This is a genomic window from Lactobacillus sp. M0393 (assembly GCF_016102025.1).
Lineage (GTDB): Bacteria > Bacillota > Bacilli > Lactobacillales > Lactobacillaceae > Lactobacillus > Lactobacillus melliventris.
Genome location: NZ_JACFPK010000002.1, coordinates 128,443 through 149,903, shown reverse-complemented (window position 1 = coordinate 149,903; position 21,461 = coordinate 128,443). Strand labels below are relative to the sequence as shown.

Below are 21,461 nucleotides of genomic sequence, written 5' to 3'. Positions count from 1 at the left end.
AATTAGACATTAAGAATAAAGAGCTTCAAAAAATTATCGGCTCGATATTGACCATTTTTATAATTATAATCCAGTTTAATTGCTTGCTCTAATAGCTGTGCTACTTTTTCTTTTGCTAACTTATTTTTTAGCGCCAGCTTAACACGATAAGGATGAACACCAAGTTTTCTTACAATTTCAGCTTCACTTCTCCCTCTTGCTTTAAGTATTTTAACTATCAAAATCATTTCTAATTGGTTTTCAAAAACCGCAAGTATTTGAATTGGATTATTTCCGTTTTGAAGTTGATTATTTAACCGAATGATAGCTTCTTGGTAGTTTTGGGCTAAAGCTGAATCTAAAATTGCAAAAATATTTTGTGCTAGTGATAAATCAACATTCTTTTCAACTATTTCAGTAGTGATATTTCTGTCAACAGCTACCATCTTCAGCTTATTATAATTACTTAAAACTATATCTAAAACCTGGTCACTGCATTCAAGCAACAATGTTGCAGCAGAATTTGTAATATGATAGCCCTCGGTCGTTATAATTGCTTTAATTACTTTATTCAGATCATAAGGACGAACTTGAGTCTCAACAACGTTAAAATTTTGCGTGACAGACTTCGTTATTTTTTTGCGCCGATCTAATTTTTCATAAGAGGCGATAATAACTATGATATCTTCAAGTTTTGCAGTATTTACAAAAATATTTTGCAGCTGGGTGATCTGCTTTTGATATTTTTGGGGAACCTTTGACGTTAAGAAAAAAGGGTTCTTAATTGTTATTACTTTTTTCTGGCTAAAAAGACTTGATTCAGTAAGATCAGCAATTAATTCGTCTAGCCCCTCTGCTTCGCAATCAACGGAAACTTTTTCATAGTCTGCGAAAATCTCATCATGTATATACGAGCTAGTTAGATATTCATTTAAAAAACTATCATTTCCATTAATTAAAGTATGCAAAATTTTTTTATTTGAGTTTTTAAATAAAGAAAGTAATGTCATTTTTTAATCACCGGCAAAAATCTTTTAAATTTGGGTTTTATTAAAACACCATAGTTCCAAGTTATCATACCACAGTCCTGAGTCGAAGCCCATGGAATATGTTGGCTTCGAAGAGTAGCAATAGTTTCTGGATGAGGGTGCCCAAAGCGATTCTTGCGGCCAGCAGAAATAAAGACTCTTTCTGGTTGCAAAGCTTGCAAAAATTCTTTATTGGAAGCGGTTCGACTTCCATGATGTCCTAACTTAAAATAATCAGCATGTAAATGATAACGGCTCAATATCTCCAGTTCCCCTTTTTGGCCCAGATCTCCAGTAAAAAGCCAGCTTTTGTTTGCTAATCTAAATAGTAACGAAAGTGAATCTTCATTTTTACCAATACCTGGCTTAAAGGGGTATACAACTTTGAAAGAAATTTGTGGCTCATTTATTGTTTCACCGGCTAGCAGCTGTACAATCTGTTCTTTTTGAATCCGGCCTATTATTCTTTTGCGAAATGACGGATTTCTGATCAATCCCTCCGCCATATACAATTTCTTTACTCGTATTTGACTCAAAAGTGGCCTTAAGTCCCCTACATGATCGGCATCCTGATGGCTAAGAAAAATTCCATCAATTTTATTTATTCCCTGTGCTTTTAAAAAAGGTACAGTGATTTTATTGATCTGTGGGGTTATTTTTTTACCGTTAAAATTTAATTTTCCACCAACGTCAATGAGATAAACATGCCTAAAAATGGGCGTAGAAATTAAGATACTATCTCCCTGTCCTACATCAATAAAAGTTACTTGACCTTTGAGGGGAAAATGAATCGTTAAGAAGATTAGTCCGTATATAATTAAGGCCAGCTTAAAAAGATGTCTGATCAGTTTTTGACTTTTAGACTTTTCATTTATTAACATTAACAATATAGCAGTTAACAGTAATAAAAACAGACATTGCCACCAATTAATTTTCCCGAATGTTAAAAGACCAATTTTACTATTAGAAACCTTCGCAATTACTTTCTCTCCCTGTTCAAGTATCTTTTCAAGAAAGTAACTGCTTCGTGAACTAATGCTAAAGATAATTAAATTAAAAAAAGTCAAAGGCATAACAACCCAGTTAAAATATGGCACAACCAACAAATTAAAAAAGACCGTTAGCAGATTAAACTGAAAGAAATGAAATAAAAGTAGTGGCAATAACAAATTGTTTAAAGCCCAGGACTGTCTAAACTTAGTCAGGCTTTTAGTCATTTCAAGGCCCAAGGCTAAAGTGTAACTTAAAAGAGCTCCAGTACTCATCATGAGTCGAGGATTGACGGACATATGCAAAACAGCCGTTAATCCTAGCAGATCTGCCTTATTAATTTTTAGCTTATGCAACGAAAAAATTTGCCCCAAGATATAGGTTAAACTCGCTCTAATAAATCCAGCTTGACCATTACTTAGAAAAATACCGACTAATAAGATAAACAAGCAAAAAATGAAAGTTTCTTTTTCAGTTAATTTACAGTAATAGCACATTGTGCTTATTACTAGCGTGTAAATACCAACATGCAAACCAGAAATGCTTAAGATATGAATGACACCGAGGTCACGATAATTATTGAGTATTGTTTGGAATTTCTGGTCAGGGCTTTCTCCCAATATAAGTTCATTACTAAAAAAAGACAAAATCGGTGGAAACTTTTGCAAAAATTTCTTTAACTGAAAACGCCAGTAATGTAGGTAATTTGCTAATCCTCCTTTCTTAATTTGAATCTTAAAGCTCGTTAAATTAACTTGCTGAGTAATCTTTTTACTGCGGTAATATTTTTGCTGGTCAAATTCTCCATAATTAGAAGCTGGTTCAATTGGGTTAACCTCACCAGACAAATCATGTAATATAACTTTATAGCCATAATTTAATTGCTTTAGCTGACTTGAACTCAATTTACCAGAAACTAAAATCTTACTTCCAGTCGTCTGCCCTTCAACCGTAAACCAGTCATCAGAAATCTTCATTTTGTCTGGAAAAAAGGTAATAGCTGTATTAGGTTTAAGTGCAAAATTAGTTTTACTCATGTCAGAGTGAAAACCAAAAATAGTTGCCAAAAGAATAATAAAAATTAGCCATTTTAAAGAATTAAATTTAAATAAAAGTAAAAAACCTAAATAAAAAACTATTAATAGGCAAGTACATTTTTGCACAAAGGTATAGCATTGATATTCCAAGAAACTTAAATTAATTAGTAATAAGGCCAGTAACAGGAAAAACCCAGGTCGCAGAATATCAAATTTCCAGTTGGTCTTTAAGCGCAGCAAAAGTCTTTTCTCCAATTCCTGATACCTGCATTAAATCTTCAACAGATTTGAATTCTCCGCTTTTTTGACGGTAAGCAATAATTTGCTGAGCCTTTTTTTCACCAATACCATTTAGTTGTTGCAGTTGACTTACGTTTGCAGTATTAATATTCACCTTGTTACCGGCATTAGTTTGGTCATTTGTTGTCTCAGGGGCAGAATTAGAAGCATTGGAAGAAACCGATTCAACGACTTGTTCTGCTTTAATTTTTTCACCTTTGTATGGAATGTGAATTTTATCTTGATCTTTCAATATCAATGCTCGATTAACATTCTTTAGCTGCGCATTATTCTTAATCCCCCCTGCGGCCGCAATTAAATCGTTTAAACGTGCTCCACTTTTTAAAGTGTAGACGCCTTGGTGATTAATCGCGCCTGATATATCACAGGTCACATCTTTAGGCTTAGTCGCGGCTACCTTTTTGGTAACAGATTCAGTATTTGACAACTGTTTACTTGCGTCACTGCCGGACTGATTTTTATTTTGCACAGTATTCTCATTTTTATAATCTAATTCGTCAAAAGTGTCATTTGAGTTTGGCCTTTGAGACCAAACTACTAGAACAATGCCCAAAAGGACTATCCCAATGAAAAAATATTGTTTGTGTTCCTCAATAAAAGCTTTAATTTTTTCCCAGTTCATTTTTTCAACCCCCATTTATAAGTACGCAAAAAAAGCCCAAAAACTTGGGCTTTTAGTAATTATTGATATTTTCGTTGTAAATAATGGAGTGCATCATCAAAAGTACGAACGGGAACAATTTTCATTCTAGTACCAATCTGCTTAGCTGTTTTTTTAGCTAATAAATAATTGCTGGTGACTTTTTTCATTCCTGCAGTATCCGTCGGGGCAAAAAACACTTCAGCGCCGGCTTTGTCAGCAGCTACTACTTTTTTATCTACACCGCCAATCATGCCAACTTTGCCAGTAGGACTGATAGTTCCAGTCCCAGCTATTTTATGTCCTGGAGCTAAGTGTTTACCTGAAAAGACTTCGTAACTGGTCAAGGTAAACATTAAACCAGCTGAAGGACCGCCAATTGCGCCAGCATTAATCGTTACTTGAGGATTGGTTTCTACCTGTAAATGTTCGACCAATTGAATGCCAATACCTGGCTTTCCTGTCCCTGCAACTTTAACGATTTTGCCTTTAAAATCTATTCTTTTCTGTTCACGCAAAGCATTAATCACAACTTCAGAGCCAATCTTTTTCTTTTGAAAGTAATTGATCATTTCTTCAGTAGAGCGAAATTTATGACCATTTGCTCCCAAAACGGTATCTCCTATTTGCAACTTATTTCTAAAACTGGAACCCTTTTGCACCTGCATCACATATACGCCTTTATAATGCAGTTTAGGCTTAAGGCCTGCCTTTTTAGCCGCACAATAAAGTGCATTTTGCTGACTTGTTTGCATATACCAATTTTGTAGTTCCTGATACTGACTGTTACTTGAATTACCCAGTAATTCAGACTTGGGAATGCGACTGGCATATTTTTGAGTATAACTAAAAAGGTACTCCCAGACTGATGCCGGCTGGCTAGTTTCACTAACTGTAACAAGATAGAAATTATTGGGCGCCTTGGCCTTACTTTTCACAAATTGTCCTACTGGAACTGCGCTTCCCGGCATTTCAATATAATAATTTGTCGGCCAGTTCAACCCAATAAAAACTAGAAAAAGAGTCAGAATAAAAAGCAGCCATTTACGTGTTTTACTATTTCTTTTAGCATGATTTTCTACTTTATTCATGAGAATTTTTCCTTTAAAGCCTTTGCAGCCTCGCTGGGCAAGAAACTATTAAAATCACCATTAAATTGGGCAATTTCTTTAATAATACTAGATGCAACATAACTATTTTCCGGTTTAGTAAAAAGCATGACTGTACTAATATCATTTGCCATTTTTCTGTTCATTTCCGCAATCTGTTGTTCAAATAAGAAGTCTGTAGTGTTTCTGACTCCCCGCACGATAACATTTGCGTGTAAATCTCGTGCTACATTAACTGTCAGCTGATCAGGCTTTAGCAGGACTTCAACATTTGGCAGGTTTTTAACAGCAGCTTGGCATAATTTTTGCCTTTCGTTATCCTTAAAAAGATATTTTTTAGCCGTATTAACCATTACTACTACGTAAACTTTATCAAAAATTGCAGCTGCCTGCTCAATAACATCAACATGTCCATTAGTAACAGGATCAAAACTGCCCGGAAAAATTGCTACACTCATTATTATTTTTTATTCCTTTCGATAAAAACGGATAATAGTTTTACCCAGGTGCTTTTCTTTAATAAGCTCAAAACCCGCAACTGCTGCTAAATCAGTCCGATCATCTGTTTCAGCTACTATTATTGCTCCATGATGTAGCAAAGCTAAATCACGCATTTTTGCCATATCAGACGCAATTTTTTGCTTAGCATATGGTGGATCCAAAAAAACTAAGTCAAATTTCTGTCGATCTTCAGCCAATTTACTCAAGGCGGCTTTACTGGACATTTTATATACAGAGAAAAGGTTTGGCTCTTTGGTCAAGGCAACATTTTTGCGAATAATTGCTACGGCCTGGTAATTAATGTCTATTATCACAGCATGCTGACAACCCCGCGAAACGGCTTCTATTGCTAAAGCACCACTTCCACCATATAGATCAAGAACTTCACCACCAGAAAAAGATTGACCTAATGAATTAAACAGTGACTCTTTAACTTTATCACTAGTCGGTCTTGTCTTTTGACTCTTTAAAGTAAATAAATTTCTTTTAGCATATTTTCCAGAAATAATTCTCATAATAGTTGTTCTGTATTTTCCTGACGTTCTTGTAACTTTCTTTCAGCATCTGCTGCTAAAGCCGTAATTTGTTTTTCAATATGATCACTTGAAAGATCAATTTGATCCCATTTTGATTTTTCAACCCTGTCGACAAAATCAAGTGCATTCAGATTCCGCATAACTTGCTCGATTTCATTTTGATTTACATATAAAATACAATAACCTAATTTTTTAGAAAAATATACTATATCACCATAATGCCTTAGCTTATATTGATTGCTGACTGAATTTAAATAAACAATAATGCTCAGTCTTTGGCTAATATTTTTATTGGTTAAGTCTTGCTTGATGCTCATTTAAAACTTCCTTCTTTTTCGATTCGTTCATTTGCTGATATGTTCAGTACAATCCCAATAGCAGCCGATAAGATAATTAAGGAAGAGCCACCGTAGGAAATAAAAGGTAATGTGACCCCGGTTATAGGCAATAGACCAAGCACGGCCCCTACATTAAACAGAGTTTGAATAAAGATAATTGTAGTAACTCCAAAACATACCAGAGCATTGAATTGAGAACTGGCATGGATACCAACTTCCATGATACTCCATATCAGATAAAACATAAGACTTAGTATGACTAGAGCACCAATAACCCCAATTTCTTCTGCAATTATAGCTAAAATAAAGTCTGTGTATGGTTCCGGAAGATAGCCCCGTTTTTGCATGCTATTGCCCAATCCTACCCCGAGCAAACCACCATTATGAATAGCATAATACGAATTAACTAGCTGCGCACCACCCTTTTGCTCAAGTTCAAAAGGGTGCAGAAAAGACATAAAACGGTGATACTGATACTTATTTTGTAAGAAAGCAGGATTCAATTTGATAACCAGGAAGATAAACAAATATATTCCAACTGCAATACCAATTAAGCATAATACTGCATTTTTAGCAGGAACACCAGAAACAGAAAACATGATAATCACAATCATGGCTAAAATAGCAGTACCGCCAAAATCCGGTTCAAGTATAACCAAAAACATCATAAAAGCAGCTAAGATTGCTGGCCTATATAAATTATGAATAATTTGGCCTTTTTTAAAAGCTCCATCATGACGGTCTAAAAAATATGCTAAATAAATTATCAGCGAGAGTTTGGCAATTTCTAATGGTTGAATCTTTATTATCTTTAAATCAATCCAGCCAACAGAACCATTTACAGCTGCGGCAGATCCCTTAAAAATTTTCAAGAGAATTAGGTAAATGAGCAGCAAAAAACTAAGACCTAAAAACCAGATAACAAATTTGCGACTCTTAAAAATTTCTAGTTTTAAGAAAAAGCACAGAGCACAGCAGACAAAAACGGCAAAGACGGCATACAGAGCCTGGCGAATACCATATATTGCCGGGTTAAAGCCATTAACTAATAATATGTCCGAACTAGCCGAATAAACCATTACTATTCCAAAAACGACTAAGAGAATATAAGGTATGAAAATATTGTAATTTAAATGGTGAAGTTTTTGCCGCACTAGCCGACCTCTCCTTCTGTAACTTAATCTACCTTTATTATAAGCATTATAAAACAAAAAGAGCACCACTTCATCAGTGAGTGCCCTTCTAAAACATTTATTTATTTTTTATTACGTTTCTTATCAGCTTTTTGTCTTTCTGAAGTATTGAGAATTTTCTTTCTTAATCTAATTGAATCAGGAGTTACTTCACAGTATTCATCATCATTTAAAAATTCAATAGCCTCTTCTAGAGTTAAGGTCTTAGGAGTTCTAATTGCAGCGGCATGGTCTTTACCTGCAGCACGAGTGTTTGTTAAGTTCTTACCTTTAATAACGTTGACCGCAATATCACGATCACGAGAAGATTGGCCAACAATCATCCCTTCATAAACTTCTACTCCAGCACCAATAAATAATTCACCACGTTGTTCAACAGTTTGTAGAGAATATGTAGTTGATTTGCCCTGGCTAATTGACACCAAAGCACCATTTTGCCGGCCCGGTTCCCAATTTTTGACAACTGGCTTATATGAATCAAAACTGTGGTTCATAATGCCGTAGCCACCGGTTTGGGACATAAATTCATTATTGTAACCAATTAAGCCACGAGAAGGAACCAAAAAGTCTAAACGGGTTTGATTATTTCCAGTTGAAGTCATATTCTTCATCTCACCTTTTCTTTGTGAAAGAGAATCAATGACAGAGCCAACATATTCATCAGGAGTATCAACCTGGACAGCTTCAAATGGTTCACACATTTTGCCGTCAATTTCACGATAAATTACCTTTGGTCTTGATAATTGTAATTCAAAACCTTCCCGTCGCATTTCTTCAACTAAAATTGAAAGGTGCAATTCACCACGACCAGATACAGTCCAGGCATTCAATTGGTCTGTCGGCTCAACTCTTAACGACACATCGGTACGTGTTTGCTTTATTAGTCGATCCTCTAACTTCTTAGGCGTAACTTTATCACCTTCACGACCAGAAAATGGTGAGTCATTGGCAACAAAGTCCATTTGCAAAGTTGGCGGATCTATTTTAAGAAGTGGCAATGCTTCCGGATTTTCGGCAGAAGCAATAGTCTCACCAACAAAAATATCGTTAATACCGCTAATGGCAATAATATCCCCTGCTTTAGCTTCAGTAATTTCATTACGCTTCAAACCGAAGAAACCAAATAATTTGGTAACCCTAAAGTTTTGGGTAGAACCGTCACGCTTCATCACAGTGATATTATCGCCAACTTTAACTTTACCGCGATAAATACGGCCAACGCCAATTCGACCAACATAATCATCCCAGTCAAGCATTGTAATTTGGAACTGCAGAGGCTCATCAGCATTGTCAATAGGCGCAGGAATAGCCTTAATAATAGTGTCAAAAATAGGATTCATCGTTTCTTCCTGTTTAGCAGGATCTGGATCATAGGATGAGGTACCATTCAAGGCCGATGCATAAACGACTGGAAAATCAAGTTGTTCATCGTTAGCACCAAGTTCGATAAATAATTCCAAAACTTCGTCAAGAACTTCTTTCGGACGAGCACCAGGACGATCAATTTTATTGATAACCACAATGGGCTTAACTCCAGCCTCTAATGCCTTTTTTAGTACGAAACGAGTTTGCGGCATAGTTCCTTCGTAAGCATCAACCAGCAATAAAGCACCATCGACCATATGCATGATTCGTTCAACTTCACCACCAAAATCGGCATGTCCTGGAGTATCCAAAATATTGATGGTAGTGTCACCATATTTAACCGCAGTATTTTTAGATAAAATAGTAATACCACGCTCACGCTCAATATCGTTGGAGTCCATTGCCCGATCTTCCAGAGCCATATGTTCAGGGAGAGTGTCGGATTGCTTCAATAATTGGTTAACCAAAGTAGTTTTACCATGGTCAACGTGCGCTATGATAGCTATATTTCTAATATCGTTTCTTCTTTTTTCTGACAAAAGTATTCCTCCTCCACTCCTCAATAAAAAAACTGTGACGTGGTCACAGTTTCGGCGGCACGTCAAAAACATGCTGATCGAAGTGTTTCATATCTGTATATTTACGCTCATTGATTTTACCACCTAACTGTTTAAGGGTCAACGTTTATCCCTCTTTTTCAAATTAAAAATTTAGTATAGAATAAAAAGCAGACAAATTAGTTTATTTTATGTTACAAATATAACTATAAACTTTTATGAAAGAGTGAATGTAATTGATTTTAATGAAAGATATTACCCGAGATGGAAATCCGGTATTACGCAAGGTAGCCAAACCACTAACTTTTCCTTTAAGCGAACATTATCAAAATTTAGCAAAAGAAATGATGGAATATCTGATTAACTCCCAAGATCCTAAAATTGCCAAAAAGCACCAATTACGTGCTGGCGTTGGTTTAGCCGCACCTCAAGTTGGTGAGAGCGTCCAGATGGCCTCATTGTTAGTACCAAATGATCAAAATGAAATAGTTTTCAAGGAAACTTTTGTTAACCCGGAAATTTTGTCCGAATCTGTCAGACAGGCTTGTTTAAGCGAAGGTGAAGGCTGTCTGAGCGTTGATAAAGTAATTGATGGCTATGTGCTCCGTCCTGATAAATTGAAAATTCATTATTATACTGTTTCTGGTGAAGAAAAAACAGTCCGGTTAAAGGATTATCCTGCAATCGTAGCGTCACATGAAATTGAACATTTGCGGGGTCATCTTTTCTATGACCGCATCAATAAACAAGACCCATTTAAATTAGATGAAGATACCGTAGTCATTTATTAATTTTTCACAAATATTTATGTCGTCAGCTATTGTTTTGACGGCTTTTTTAATAAAGCTGGCAAAACTTGATTCTATACTTGTTTTTGCATGTATGGTAGAATTTTACTAGCTATTGGAAGCTTTAAGCTGTCCAAAATTAGAACGTTTTATTAACTGAATAAGGAGAATACAAATATGATCTACAAAGTTTTGTATCAAAAAGACAAGGTTGTCAATCCTAGACGGGAAACAACTAAAACTCTTTACCTTGAGGCAGAAAATTTGGTCGCCGCAAGGACTATGGTTGAGGAAAATACCCCCTATAATATTGAACTCATCCAAGAATTAGCCGGCAATTCACTGACTTACGAAAAGGAGCATGCTGATTTTAAGCTAACTTCTTTTGAGAGTAAGAAGTAATATCTGTGCGAATAAAAAATAATGAAGTTGCCGTCGTCGCAATCGGGGGGTTGCACGAAATAGGCAAGAATATGTACTGTGTACAGTACCAAGACGAAATTATTATTATGGATTGCGGGATTAAGTTCCCTGAAGATGATCTCCTTGGTATTAATTATGTGATTTCTGACTATTCTTATTTAATTAAAAACCGCAAAAAGATTAAAGCTCTAGTTGTTAGCCACGGACACGAAGACCACATTGGCGGAATACCATTTCTGCTTGAAAAGATTCCGGAAATTCCCGTATATGCCACCCCATTTGCCTTAGCTTTAATTAAGGGCAAACTTGAAGAGCACGGCATTTTACGAACAACAGAATTACACGAAGAGCACGAGGACACTGTACTTAAATTCAAGAAATTAACGGTTACTTTTTTTAGAACCACTCACTCTATTCCGGATACCTTAGGCATAGCTGTTCATACCCCGCTAGGTGCAGTCGTATTTACGGGAGACTTCAAATTTGATTTAACACCGGTAATGAACCAACCTGCTCCGGATTTTCAAAAGATGGCTAAATTAGGTAACGAGGGAGTTTTAGTTCTATTATCCGATTCAACTAACGCTGAAGTCACCCAATTTACTAAGTCCGAGCGTTTTGTAGCTAAATCGCTGCATGACATTATTACGGGGATCCACGGTCGCATAATTTTTGCTACATTTGCCTCTAATCTTTACCGCGTATCGACTGCTATCCAGGCAGCAATAGATACTGGACGTAAAGTTGCCATTTTTGGACGCAGTATGGAAAACGGTGTGCAAAATGGCATTGATTTAGGCTATTTGAATGTTCCTGATGGTTTGATTGTAGATGCTAATGAAATAAATCACACACCAGCTGAACAAGTGATGATTCTATGTACCGGCTCACAAGGCGAACCTTTAGCTGCTCTTTCCAGAATAGCAAATGGAACCCACAGACAAATTAGTTTACAGCCCGGCGATACAGTGATTTTTTCTTCAAACCCAATACCTGGCAACACGTTAAGTGTCAATCATTTGATTAACAAGTTAATGGAAGGTGGCGCCAGCGTGGTTCATGGCCGCATTAATAATGTCCACACCTCAGGACACGGTGGTCAAGAAGAATTAAAAATGATGGTTCGTCTAACAAAACCTAAGTACATGATTCCGGTTCACGGTGAATACCGCATGCAGGTCATTCATACTGAATTGGCACAAGCAGCAGGAGTTCCAGCCGCAAATACATTTGTTTTGGAAAATGGTGAAGTCATTTGTTTTGGACCAGAAGGCTCCCGCATAGCTGGTCATATTCCAGCTGGCGATGTCTATGTTGATACATCTGGCACAGCCGATGTAGGCAATGTCGTCGTTCATGATCGCCAGGTCTTATCCGAAGACGGTTTAGTAGTTGTAGTGGCAACAGTTGATTACAAGCACAAACGTGTCTTAGCTGGACCCGATGTCTTGAGTCGAGGCTTTGTTTATATGCGGGAATCTACTGAATTAATCAACCAGGCTCAAAAGCATATTTATCACATTATAAAGTCTGAAATGGACAAAACGGAGCATCCTAAAGACAGTGTAATTCGCAATGCCATTATTACTAACCTTTCTGATTTTCTATATTCTAAGACAAAAAGACGGCCGCTGATTTTACCAATGTTAGTTGAGAAAAAATAACGAAAAGCCCTTTTTAAGGGCTTTTTATGTAATGAATGAAATTTTATGGATAACAAATTAAAAATACATCTTTTGGTTAATGAAGTAGCTGGTAACGGGCGTGCCAAAAAAGCACTCAAGAAAACCACAGCTTTATTAATCAATGAAAACATTAACTTTGACTTGCGAAAAAGTACTTATGCTGGGGAAGCTATTTATATTGCGCAAGAATATGGTGACCAAAAGCACTCACCCACGGAAATTTTGTTAGTAATCGGTGGTGATGGTTCTCTTAATGAGGTGCTAAACGGAATTAAAAGATCCCAAAATCCGAAAACTCCTATTGCCTACCTACCTGCAGGAACAGGTAATGACTTTGCGCGCGCTGCTAACTTAACTAATGATCCGAAAGTTATTATAGATCATTTACAACAAGAATTTAAACCAGAGCGGATAGACTGCGGGACTTTTATTTTTCCTGATATTGCCCCTAATAAGAAGTATTATTTTGCCAATAGCTTTGGCATTGGCTTTGACGCATTTGTCAACCATAATAGTAATATTTCAAAATTGAAAAAGGTTCTGAATCATCTTAGTGAAGGTAAATTAATTTACGGCTGTAATGTTTTAGCAACTGTTACCAAGCAAGATACTTTTATTGTCGATATTGAAAAAAATGGTCAAAAATTCCATTTTGACGATGCTTTCATGGTTACCACAACTAATCATCCCTATTTGGGCGGAGGTCTGCCCCTTTTACCCAGTGCTAGAATTGACAGCCATAAAATATACACCGTGGTGGTTGAAAAATTTAGCTTAGCCAAATTGATTAAACTATTTATCAACCTCCTTAAAGATGGCTCACATGTCAATGACCCTCAATTTCATTATTTTGAAACTAATAAAGTTAAAGTAACAACAATAAAAAAAGAATATGCCCAAGTAGATGGGGAAGAAATTAAACGTAATATTTTTAACATTAATTTTTCTGTTTCAAGTTTTAATCTTTTACGCTAAAAAAATTAGTTTTGTCACTACCAAGAAAACACAAAAAAACCGAGCATTTGCTATGCTCGGTTTTTTTGTGTTTGACTACATTTGCCTTAATAAGATATACACTTTTTAATATCAGTCATTTAGACCGCTAGTTATTATTACCTTTTCACAATTTTATACTTATAGCAATTAAAACTCATATGATCAAGCAGTTGACTTAAACTACGCTTTTTAAAGTGTTTATCTGAAGTTAAAATCGAATAGCGACCTCCTGCGTCAACTAAATTATCTTGAGTTAGTTTGAAGCCATTATGTTTGTAAAATAATAATCTATTGATCCTTTGAGTGTAGTTTTTTGCTGTTTTAATAACTGGTTCAATGTCTAAAACAATTTCCTGACCTGGATGGTTTCTTTTCATTAGATTTAAAATCTCACTGCCATAGCCTTTGCCACGCCAGATTGGATCTACTGCCAAATAGCCAATATAAATGATTTGCTTCGCATAAGTCCAGAAAATTAAGCCTATAAAATTTTTCTGATCATAAATGGCCTGAAAATTTACTCTTTTTTGCAGATCCATTGCAAGCAAGCCAATAATTGGAAACCGCTCCTTTTTTGGAAATGCACTTAAATATAATTTTTTTACTTTAAAATAATTTTTTGTTCCCCATTTAACATTTTCAAACGTTAAAATAAATATCACCTTTCTCTAACTTAAAATGCGTCAAATGAACCGTTTTTGCGCTCTTTTTTTATACAATAATTGAAAATTAAAATGCCAAGCAAGAACCAAATTACATTTACCACTATAAATAACATCAGTTTCGACAATGAAACTCCATGGCCAAGAAATATTTGCCGCACTATTTCTATGCCGCCCACGTAAGGAATAACCTCCTGAAAAGCATTATATACTGAAAAATAAACATTTGACAACATTAGCAATAAAGCCTGCAAAATAGTAGCCCACTGTCCCATTCTTTTAAGTCTAATGGAGCCAGAAGCAAAAATCATTCCGATGCCAAACATTCCTAAGTTGGAAATTAAGGAAAAAGCAAACGTCAATAATATAGCTTTTAATAATTCCGCTACTGTAAACATTGAAAAAAACGAGGCTACAAGTCCTATAATTAAGAGATAGATCCAAACAAATAAGTTTTCTGCCAAAGTTTGAATAAAGTATAGAACCCACAAGGGAAAGACGGATTGAGTTTCACTTTCAAGCAGACCCGTTCGCTCATCAGTCTCCACCCCGTTACTACATTCACCCAATGAGGCAATACCAATACTCCAAAACAAAAAGCCAACAATGGTAAATAAAACCCCTTGTTTGGTACCATATGCCTGGCCCAACTCCCAACTGGGCAGGGTTGGTGAAAAGGATAACAACTAAGAAACCTCCGGCATATAAAACAAGCGAACTAATAGCAGAATTAACATAACGAATTTGTAGTTTTAGCTCTAAATATAATTGTATCAAAAAAATATTAAATAGCTTTTTGATTTTTTTCATTTTGTTTCCTACTTTCGCTTATAAATTCCACGGTACTCAGAAATTAGGTCATTTTCGTCCATTTTATGTTCAATATTTTTCTCTATTTGGCCATCCCTTAAAAAAAGATAATGATCAACAACTCCAGAAAGCATCTGAGTGTCATGCGATGAAATAAAAATAATATTGCCATTCTTATTTTTTAAATCAAGAATAAAAGAGGCTAAATCCTCTTGAGCAGCTATGTCCAAACCGTTTGAGGGTTCATCTAAGAGTAAAACTTCTGTTCCCATTGCTGCTCCCACCAAAATAGCAGCTTTTTTCTTTAAGCCAGTGGACAAGTTCTGAAAAAAAGTATTAAGTTCATTTGAAAAATTAAAATCTTGAGCCATCTTACGAATATTATTTTCCGTTCTTTTAGTACTAATTCCCTTAAGTGAGGAAAAGTACATTCCGTTTTCAAGTGTATTCAGTCTATACATAAGACCCCTCTCTCCGGATGCAACGAAACTTGTGTGCAAGCAGGCCCACTTAAAATAGGATCCTTTCGTTTGATCATTCCTGATCGTGCCCTCAGTTGGTTCTAGTACTCCTGCAAGTAGTCTTAACATAGTTGATTTTCCCACACCATTAGGTCCAACCAAACCAATTACTGTAGGTTCCAAAGGGATTTTAATGTTAATATCATGTAAAACTGGCTTTTTACCGTAATTTTTCTTTACCTGATCAAAAACTATTGTCATAGACTTTGCTCCCCCCAGATTAAAATAAAATAATATTACTAATTTAATCATTATATTTTAAAAAAAAGCAATGAAAACTATATTTGAAAAATATTTTTAATTAAGATATGAAATATTTACTTGTAGTTGCGCTAAACGCATTATGGTGTCGATTAAAGTTTGTCTGTCAGCTTTAGCACTAATAGCGCCATTTTGGAGATTAAAATCAAATTCCGAAGTTAACGATATATCACCAATAGTTGCGATCAAATCAACGTCACTTGCACTAGGGTCAAGCTTGAAAAGTGAACGACCGTCATCACTAACAATAAACTTTTCTTTTGCAGTTCTTTCTACAAAACAATAAACTGACTCATTAAAAGAATCACGATAAATTGTTTCAACTTCCAGAGTATTTTGATCCATTAGTAAAACATGAGTATGATTATTAACCCACAATTGCAGAGTATTTTTAAACTCATTCAAATCAGCATTTTTTCCTATCATAGCGAATTTTTACCCCGCTCTTGTTTCTAACTTGATATTTTGCATCCCAATCATAGGATCTATCTGCCCAGAGTATATCAATTCAGGTGTCAAAATATAATTCGTTTTCTCAGGATTTATTTCTTCAGAATTCGGTACAACATCTTGGTCACTTTTAGCTGGAATTTGCTTCTTAGTTTCCTTGGGCTCAACTTTTAACACCGCTTGTAATTTAGTAGTTAAGCCAGTCTTGCGATCGTTACCTGAAGTAGTCAAAGCCATTTCATAAGCACGGGGGTCACCAATTAAAACCAGATTTTTTTCTGCACGGGTAACGGCAGTATATAACAAATTACGCTTAAGCATGACATAATTTTGCATAGTCAGACTAAGGATAACTAAAGGAAATTCAGAACCCTGGGCTTTATGAATAGTAATTGCATATGCTCTAGTTAAATCGAAAAGATCCTTTTTGCTAAAAGTAACTTCCCTATCATCGAAATCAGCAACCATACACTTTTGCGAATTTTCGTTATCAATTCCTAGAACTTTACCGATTTGACCGTTATAAATATCTTTTTCCGGATTATTCTGCAGTTGTAGAATACGATCACCTATACGAAAAATCTCGTCATGTACTTCCAGAACTTTACTGTTAGGCTTAGCTGGATTCATAATTTCCTGAATTACATTATTCAAATTATTTACTCCGCCATCACCCTGATACATAGCTCCTAGGACTTGAATATCATCGGGATTGAACCCTTTTGCCAAAGCCCGCTCAACAATCTGACTAACTACGTGAGCAACTTCATGAGGTGGACAAGAAATGAAGGAATAGTTGCTGGTTTTCTGAAATAATTCTTGCACATTTTTACCCATATTAATGTCATGAGCAAGTGTTATAATGCTGGAATCATCACCTTGACGGTGGATTTGCTTGAGAACTGTAGTGGGAAAAGCTTGTGATTTGATCAAATCAGCAAACACATTTCCTGCACCAACAGAGGGTAACTGATCCTTATCTCCAACAAAAACAATATGTTTAGTTTCATTAATGCTATAAACCAATTGTTTAAACAAAAACATATCTACCATTGACATTTCATCAATGATTAAAATCTCACCATTTAACTCGTTCAAATCAGTTGCATCATTTTCTCCAATTCCTAGTCCTAATAATCGATGGATAGTTTTAGCTGTAATTCCAGTAATTTCTTCCATTCTCTTGGCTGCACGACCTGTAGGTGCTGCTAGCAAAAATGGTGGATCCGTACTATACAAAGATGAAGCAGGTATTTTAGCTAAATCACGCAATGCTAACAGAATACCGTTAATGATAGTTGTTTTACCTGTTCCTGGGCCCCCCGTTAAAATTGAAATGGGATTAGTCAGCGCATTTTTAATCGCTGCTTTTTGAGTATTATCATAATGAATTTTCAACTTGGTTTCAGCGTGAGTAATAGCAAGGTTTAGTTCTTTTTCACTGTAATTTGAACTCTTTTGCTTTTTTTCCACTAGATTTTTCATTGCGTTGGCAATATCAGTTTCAGTTTCATATATTTCTTGCAGCGCTGCATTTTCACCCATTACCACCACTTTTCCTTGATGCTGGAGATTATTAACGCAATCAGCTATAACATCAAATTGCTCAACTTGAAGCAATTTACTAGCCTCTGTTAGCAACTGTTCCAGTTTGATGTAGGTATTACCTTCTTTAGCAACTTCATCAAGTAAAATTTGAAAAATAGCGCCATTAACTCTTTTAGGATCTGCGGAACTAATTCCTAGTTTACTACCGATTCGATCGGCACTTTTAAACGCATAGCCCGTAACTTCAGCAATAGAAGCATATGGATCTTCTTGCAATTTGGTTAGAGTGTCACCATGATAAAGTTGGTAAAGTCTACCAGCTACTTTTTTATTTAAGCCAAATTGCGCTAATTTTAGTACAGTTTCAGAATAAGAATCCATTAAGCTGACACCATTTAGCAGACTATCTTTTTGTTTTTTGGTTAATGACAAAGTCGCTACTTTTTCAGGTTTTTCTTTTAAAATTGTTAGTGCATCCATTCCTAAGTCTGAAATTATTGCACTGGCTGCCTTTTTACCGATTCCCGGAAATTTACTTGAACTCAAGTAGCTGATTAAACTGCCTTTTTCATGAGGTAAAGCCAGTTTATAGTTATCTGAGCGAAATTGCAGGCCAAACTTATTATGAACAATTAGCCTGCCAGAAAAGCTATAAGTTGCACCAACTTGGACATCACCAAAATTACCGGTAACTTTAATTTCATCACGATCGTATTTTTCTAGTTTGCCAATTATGGTGACATCAAGTATCTTATATAGATCCTGGTCATTTTCAAAAACTATTCTGTTAATTTTTCCGGTAAAAGTTGTCATTTTTTCTTTCTCGCATTAGTTATTAATTTTAGTGCAGAAGCATACTTTTGCTCTTCTTGGGCAAAAACTTTGGGATCCTGCGCTTTAGCTTTGGCAAAATACTTTTCTGCTTCTAGACGGTTTTGTGTCAAACTTGTGATTCCCAGCATGAAATTGACTTTTGCCGTCCTTTGCTCTTTCCTGATTTTTTTATAACTTGACTCTGCCTGATTGATTTCCCCAAGACTAAGCCAAATATCTCCTATCAATTCACACGTCTTGGCATCTCTTTGTTTAATCGTTAAAGCATAAGCAAGTGCTTTTTGCTTTTGTCCAATTTTGAAAAAAACGAGAGCCTTTTGGTATAAAACTAAATCATCGTTGGGAATCTGGTTAAGTATATTTAAGGCCTTTTTAAATTCACCTTGCAAGTAATAGCACACTGCCAAATCATAATCTAAATCCTGCGGATGAGTAACCAGATTTTTAGCCTTTTCTAATAACTCCGTAGCTTGATCGCTGCTACCCTGTTTTATTAAATAGGTGGCCAATTTTAAATAGTTTTCACTGTTATCTGGCTTTTCATCAATGTGAGTAATTAATTCGTGTATCTTTTTTTGAACAACTTCGGAATTACTTGCTGCTTTTCTTTTCTCTATCATAATGAATCTGAATTCACCATTTTTCTACCTAAAAATCCTGTTTCGTTCCAAACTAAAGCATCAAAAGTCTTGCCTTTATCTTTTGTTTCTAAAATCGTCAGACTGGTATTGCTTAAGCCGCCGTTGCGCCTGATATCTGACAGCGGATAGCCTAATAATCCTCCCATAATTGCCCCTAAGGCCGCACCGTGACTTACGGCAATTACTTTATCATCCGCCTTAAACTTCAGCGCAATATCATGACCAAAACTTTTACCGCGAGCAATGACTTCAGAATAATTTTCTCCACCTATACTGTGACCGTCATATTTTTCGGGATGATCCCAAATATCAGTTACTTGCTTGGGGTAATTAGTTTGAGCTTCGGTGAAAGTGAGACCTTCCATTGCTCCCAAATCGAATTCGCGCAGACGATCATCTATTTTAACTGCAAGAGGACAGCTCAATGTTTTTACTAAGCCTTCCGCTGTAGCCTTAGCTCTTTTTAACGGACTTGAATATATTCCGGCAAATTTGGTGCCAGCTAAAAAACCGCCTAATTTTTGAATATCAATTAAGCTTTGGGGTAAAAGTGGTGAATCACCGTGAGCTCCTTGAAAACGTCTTTGTAAATTCCATTCTGTTTTACCATGTCTGACAAAATAAATTTGCATTCATTAATTACTCTTTTCTATAGCTGTTGCTATCTAGTTTATCATTTAATTAGTTTAAAAGAAAAACGAACACAAATAAAAAAGAAAATGCACGACACATTTTCCTTACTCATTTATATTAGACTAATTGCAGTTGCTGCTCATTCTGGTAAGCGCAGTCGATATTACCGCCGCCTAAACACTCTTCACCTTGATAAAGCACAAGTGCTTGTCCAGGAGTTACAGCGCGAGCCGGCTCATCAAAGTATACTTTGGCCCTGTTTGCTGCAGCATCATAAGAAACTGTCACGCCGACATCTGGTTGACGATAACGGAACTTGGCACTGCAATGAATTGTAAAATCATGCTTGGGCTGTCCAGTAAAAAATGACATGTCACTAGCTTCTAATTCAGTGGCATAAAGTAGCTTGCTGTCATAACCCTGCTCCACAATCAATTGATTTTTTTGCAAGTCTTTGCCGACAACAAACCAAGGGGCTGTAGATTCTTTAGTTGAACCTAAGCCTAAACCGGATCTCTGACCGATTGTATAATACATTAAGCCAGCATGATGACCAACTACTCTACCATCTGGCGTAATCATTTCACCAGACTGGGCAGGTAAAAATTCACTCAAAAACTTACGAAAGTTTCTTTCCCCAATAAAGCAAATACCAGTGGAATCTTTCTTTTTCGCTGTAGCTAAACCATTTTCTATTGCAATTTCCCGGACTTGCGGCTTTGTGAGATTGGCTAATGGAAAAATAACGCGGCTAATCTGTTTTTGATTTAACTGACTTAAAAAATAAGTTTGATCCTTATTACCATCTTTAGGACGCATCATGTGTGTGATGCCATTTTTATCAGTTATAGTTTTTGCATAATGCCCCATTGCAATATAATCTGCGTCCAGATTGAAAGCAAACTCTAAAAAGGATTTGAATTTAATCTGACTATTACACATTACATCAGGATTTGGCGTGCGCCCTTTTTTATATTCATTTAAGAAATACTCAAAAACTCGCTGCCAATACTCCTTTTCAAAATTAATTGAATAATAAGGAATACCAATTTGATCAGCAACTTTTTTAACATCTTCATAATCGTCAGTAGCTGTACAAATACCAGAATCATCGGTATCATCCCAGTTTTTCATAAAGACACCAATTACGTCATATCCTTGTTTTTTCAAAAGAAGGGCGGAAACTGAAGAGTCTACCCCGCCACTCATTCCTACAACTACTCTTTTATTTTTCTTTTCCAAATTAATCAATCCTTCACAGCGACAATAATTTTACGTTCCTCAAGATCTTTTAAGATATAATTTAAAAGTTCCACTGTGGGAGCCAATTGCTTATTTTTAAAAATATTGACCTTTTGCAAGCCATTTCTATCAGTAACGACCATTGTTAAACGGGTCATTTCCTTGTTAATGGTCATTTTTAACTTTGTTGGGGCGTTATATGGTGAATCATTATAAAGTGGATGCTCATAATTAAAATTACCCTTAACAGTTTTAACAAAACCGGCATCAATCAGTGCGTATAATTTCAAGTCGGGACTAAGCGTAAACTTGCGTGTATCACCATTAATCATAACCATATTTGCCATAATATTACCTCACTTACTTATAATAAGCATATCTTTTTAAAAAAGCA

General features: G+C 35.8%; 22 protein-coding genes. 4 read left to right on the top strand and 18 right to left on the bottom strand.

Translation table 11 applies throughout. The features are described from left to right. Positions 1–2 precede the first annotated feature (2 nt). The 9 genes from holA to typA all read right to left on the bottom strand — a co-directional run bounded on the left by holA (position 3) and on the right by typA (position 9,555). Positions 3–989, bottom strand: coding sequence for a DNA polymerase III subunit delta (gene holA / locus H3R29_RS02080; protein ID WP_198202444.1), 987 nt, complete (start codon positions 987–989; stop codon positions 3–5). After that, a complete protein-coding gene (locus H3R29_RS02075; RefSeq protein ID WP_198202511.1) occupies positions 986–3,274 on the bottom strand; it encodes a DNA internalization-related competence protein ComEC/Rec2 in 2,289 nt (762 codons plus the stop codon). The genes holA and H3R29_RS02075 overlap by 4 nt, the downstream gene beginning before the upstream one ends. Beyond that, the gene (locus tag H3R29_RS02070; protein WP_198202443.1) at positions 3,243–3,956 is read right to left on the bottom strand and encodes a helix-hairpin-helix domain-containing protein; all 714 of its coding nucleotides are present in this window, start codon (positions 3,954–3,956) and stop codon (positions 3,243–3,245) included. Before H3R29_RS02070 ends, H3R29_RS02075 begins: the two co-directional genes overlap by 32 nt. A 59-nt stretch (positions 3,957–4,015) precedes the next feature. Next, positions 4,016–5,065, bottom strand: a complete 1,050-nt coding sequence (locus H3R29_RS02065; protein WP_198202442.1) for a SepM family pheromone-processing serine protease — start codon at positions 5,063–5,065, stop codon at positions 4,016–4,018. Continuing rightward, complete coding sequence (gene coaD, locus H3R29_RS02060) at positions 5,062–5,541, bottom strand: pantetheine-phosphate adenylyltransferase (RefSeq protein ID WP_198202441.1); 480 nt, start codon at positions 5,539–5,541, stop codon at positions 5,062–5,064. The genes H3R29_RS02065 and coaD overlap by 4 nt, the downstream gene beginning before the upstream one ends. Positions 5,542–5,550: 9 nt before the next feature. Next, a complete protein-coding gene (gene rsmD / locus H3R29_RS02055) occupies positions 5,551–6,099 on the bottom strand; it encodes a 16S rRNA (guanine(966)-N(2))-methyltransferase RsmD (RefSeq protein ID WP_198202440.1) in 549 nt (182 codons plus the stop codon). Continuing rightward, entirely contained in the window at positions 6,096–6,437 is a 342-nt protein-coding gene (locus H3R29_RS02050) for a YlbG family protein (RefSeq protein WP_198202439.1), read from the bottom strand. The genes rsmD and H3R29_RS02050 overlap by 4 nt, the downstream gene beginning before the upstream one ends. Next, positions 6,434–7,612, bottom strand: coding sequence for an FtsW/RodA/SpoVE family cell cycle protein (locus H3R29_RS02045; protein WP_198202437.1), 1,179 nt, complete (start codon positions 7,610–7,612; stop codon positions 6,434–6,436). The genes H3R29_RS02050 and H3R29_RS02045 overlap by 4 nt, the downstream gene beginning before the upstream one ends. Positions 7,613–7,713: 101 nt before the next feature. After that, the gene (typA, locus tag H3R29_RS02040) at positions 7,714–9,555 is read right to left on the bottom strand and encodes a translational GTPase TypA (RefSeq protein ID WP_174794419.1); all 1,842 of its coding nucleotides are present in this window, start codon (positions 9,553–9,555) and stop codon (positions 7,714–7,716) included. 254 nt (positions 9,556–9,809) lie between these two features. Between typA and def the strand changes: the two genes are divergently transcribed. The 4 genes from def (at position 9,810) to H3R29_RS02020 (ending at position 13,444) form a co-directional block, all read left to right on the top strand. Next, positions 9,810–10,364 (top strand): peptide deformylase, encoded by a 555-nt coding sequence (gene def / locus H3R29_RS02035; protein WP_198202436.1) that lies wholly within the window; start codon positions 9,810–9,812, stop codon positions 10,362–10,364. Positions 10,365–10,538: 174 nt separating this feature from the next. Continuing rightward, positions 10,539–10,763 (top strand): DNA-dependent RNA polymerase subunit epsilon, encoded by a 225-nt coding sequence (locus H3R29_RS02030; protein ID WP_046324764.1) that lies wholly within the window; start codon positions 10,539–10,541, stop codon positions 10,761–10,763. Positions 10,764–10,768: 5 nt separating this feature from the next. Beyond that, the gene (rnjA, locus tag H3R29_RS02025) at positions 10,769–12,448 is read left to right on the top strand and encodes a ribonuclease J1 (RefSeq protein WP_198202435.1); all 1,680 of its coding nucleotides are present in this window, start codon (positions 10,769–10,771) and stop codon (positions 12,446–12,448) included. Positions 12,449–12,493: 45 nt separating this feature from the next. Then, entirely contained in the window at positions 12,494–13,444 is a 951-nt protein-coding gene (locus H3R29_RS02020) for a diacylglycerol kinase family protein (protein ID WP_198202434.1), read from the top strand. Positions 13,445–13,581: 137 nt separating this feature from the next. On the opposite strand, the gene H3R29_RS02015 is transcribed toward H3R29_RS02020, so the two are convergent. From H3R29_RS02015 to H3R29_RS01975, 9 genes are all read right to left on the bottom strand, one after another. Next, positions 13,582–14,127 (bottom strand): GNAT family N-acetyltransferase, encoded by a 546-nt coding sequence (locus H3R29_RS02015; RefSeq protein ID WP_198202433.1) that lies wholly within the window; start codon positions 14,125–14,127, stop codon positions 13,582–13,584. 11 nt (positions 14,128–14,138) lie between these two features. After that, positions 14,139–14,813 carry an ABC transporter permease gene (locus tag H3R29_RS02010; protein WP_198202431.1) on the bottom strand — a complete coding sequence of 225 codons (675 nt, stop codon included), beginning with the start codon at positions 14,811–14,813 and terminating at the stop codon, positions 14,139–14,141. 132 nt (positions 14,814–14,945) lie between these two features. After that, positions 14,946–15,659 carry an ABC transporter ATP-binding protein gene (locus H3R29_RS02005; RefSeq protein ID WP_198202429.1) on the bottom strand — a complete coding sequence of 238 codons (714 nt, stop codon included), beginning with the start codon at positions 15,657–15,659 and terminating at the stop codon, positions 14,946–14,948. 96 nt (positions 15,660–15,755) lie between these two features. Beyond that, positions 15,756–16,145 (bottom strand): DUF1828 domain-containing protein, encoded by a 390-nt coding sequence (locus H3R29_RS02000; protein WP_198202427.1) that lies wholly within the window; start codon positions 16,143–16,145, stop codon positions 15,756–15,758. 9 nt (positions 16,146–16,154) lie between these two features. Next, positions 16,155–18,530, bottom strand: coding sequence for an ATP-dependent RecD-like DNA helicase (locus tag H3R29_RS01995; protein ID WP_198202425.1), 2,376 nt, complete (start codon positions 18,528–18,530; stop codon positions 16,155–16,157). Further along, a complete protein-coding gene (locus H3R29_RS01990; protein WP_198202423.1) occupies positions 18,527–19,171 on the bottom strand; it encodes a tetratricopeptide repeat protein in 645 nt (214 codons plus the stop codon). Before H3R29_RS01990 ends, H3R29_RS01995 begins: the two co-directional genes overlap by 4 nt. After that, on the bottom strand, positions 19,168–19,824 hold the full coding sequence (locus tag H3R29_RS01985) for a histidine phosphatase family protein (protein WP_198202421.1): 657 nt from the start codon (positions 19,822–19,824) through the stop codon (positions 19,168–19,170). Before H3R29_RS01985 ends, H3R29_RS01990 begins: the two co-directional genes overlap by 4 nt. Positions 19,825–19,942: 118 nt before the next feature. Continuing rightward, a complete protein-coding gene (gene mnmA / locus H3R29_RS01980) occupies positions 19,943–21,067 on the bottom strand; it encodes a tRNA 2-thiouridine(34) synthase MnmA (protein WP_198202419.1) in 1,125 nt (374 codons plus the stop codon). 5 nt (positions 21,068–21,072) lie between these two features. Further along, on the bottom strand, positions 21,073–21,414 hold the full coding sequence (locus H3R29_RS01975; protein WP_046324756.1) for a DUF1831 domain-containing protein: 342 nt from the start codon (positions 21,412–21,414) through the stop codon (positions 21,073–21,075). Positions 21,415–21,461 lie beyond the last annotated feature (47 nt).

What these genes read in the sequence shown, in the direction of transcription:
- holA (WP_198202444.1), bottom strand. Translation starts at nt 989, where the DNA reads ATGACATTACTTTCTTTATTTAAAAACTCAAATAAAAAAATTTTGCAT.
- H3R29_RS02070 (WP_198202443.1), bottom strand. Translation starts at nt 3,956, where the DNA reads ATGAACTGGGAAAAAATTAAAGCTTTTATTGAGGAACACAAACAATAT.
- H3R29_RS02065 (WP_198202442.1), bottom strand. Translation starts at nt 5,065, where the DNA reads ATGAATAAAGTAGAAAATCATGCTAAAAGAAATAGTAAAACACGTAAA.
- coaD (WP_198202441.1), bottom strand. Translation starts at nt 5,541, where the DNA reads ATGAGTGTAGCAATTTTTCCGGGCAGTTTTGATCCTGTTACTAATGGA.
- rsmD (WP_198202440.1), bottom strand. Translation starts at nt 6,099, where the DNA reads ATGAGAATTATTTCTGGAAAATATGCTAAAAGAAATTTATTTACTTTA.
- H3R29_RS02050 (WP_198202439.1), bottom strand. Translation starts at nt 6,437, where the DNA reads ATGAGCATCAAGCAAGACTTAACCAATAAAAATATTAGCCAAAGACTG.
- H3R29_RS02030 (WP_046324764.1), top strand. Translation starts at nt 10,539, where the DNA reads ATGATCTACAAAGTTTTGTATCAAAAAGACAAGGTTGTCAATCCTAGA.
- H3R29_RS02020 (WP_198202434.1), top strand. Translation starts at nt 12,494, where the DNA reads ATGGATAACAAATTAAAAATACATCTTTTGGTTAATGAAGTAGCTGGT.
- H3R29_RS02005 (WP_198202429.1), bottom strand. Translation starts at nt 15,659, where the DNA reads ATGACAATAGTTTTTGATCAGGTAAAGAAAAATTACGGTAAAAAGCCA.
- H3R29_RS02000 (WP_198202427.1), bottom strand. Translation starts at nt 16,145, where the DNA reads ATGATAGGAAAAAATGCTGATTTGAATGAGTTTAAAAATACTCTGCAA.
- H3R29_RS01995 (WP_198202425.1), bottom strand. Translation starts at nt 18,530, where the DNA reads ATGACAACTTTTACCGGAAAAATTAACAGAATAGTTTTTGAAAATGAC.
- H3R29_RS01990 (WP_198202423.1), bottom strand. Translation starts at nt 19,171, where the DNA reads ATGATAGAGAAAAGAAAAGCAGCAAGTAATTCCGAAGTTGTTCAAAAA.
- H3R29_RS01985 (WP_198202421.1), bottom strand. Translation starts at nt 19,824, where the DNA reads ATGCAAATTTATTTTGTCAGACATGGTAAAACAGAATGGAATTTACAA.
- H3R29_RS01975 (WP_046324756.1), bottom strand. Translation starts at nt 21,414, where the DNA reads ATGGCAAATATGGTTATGATTAATGGTGATACACGCAAGTTTACGCTT.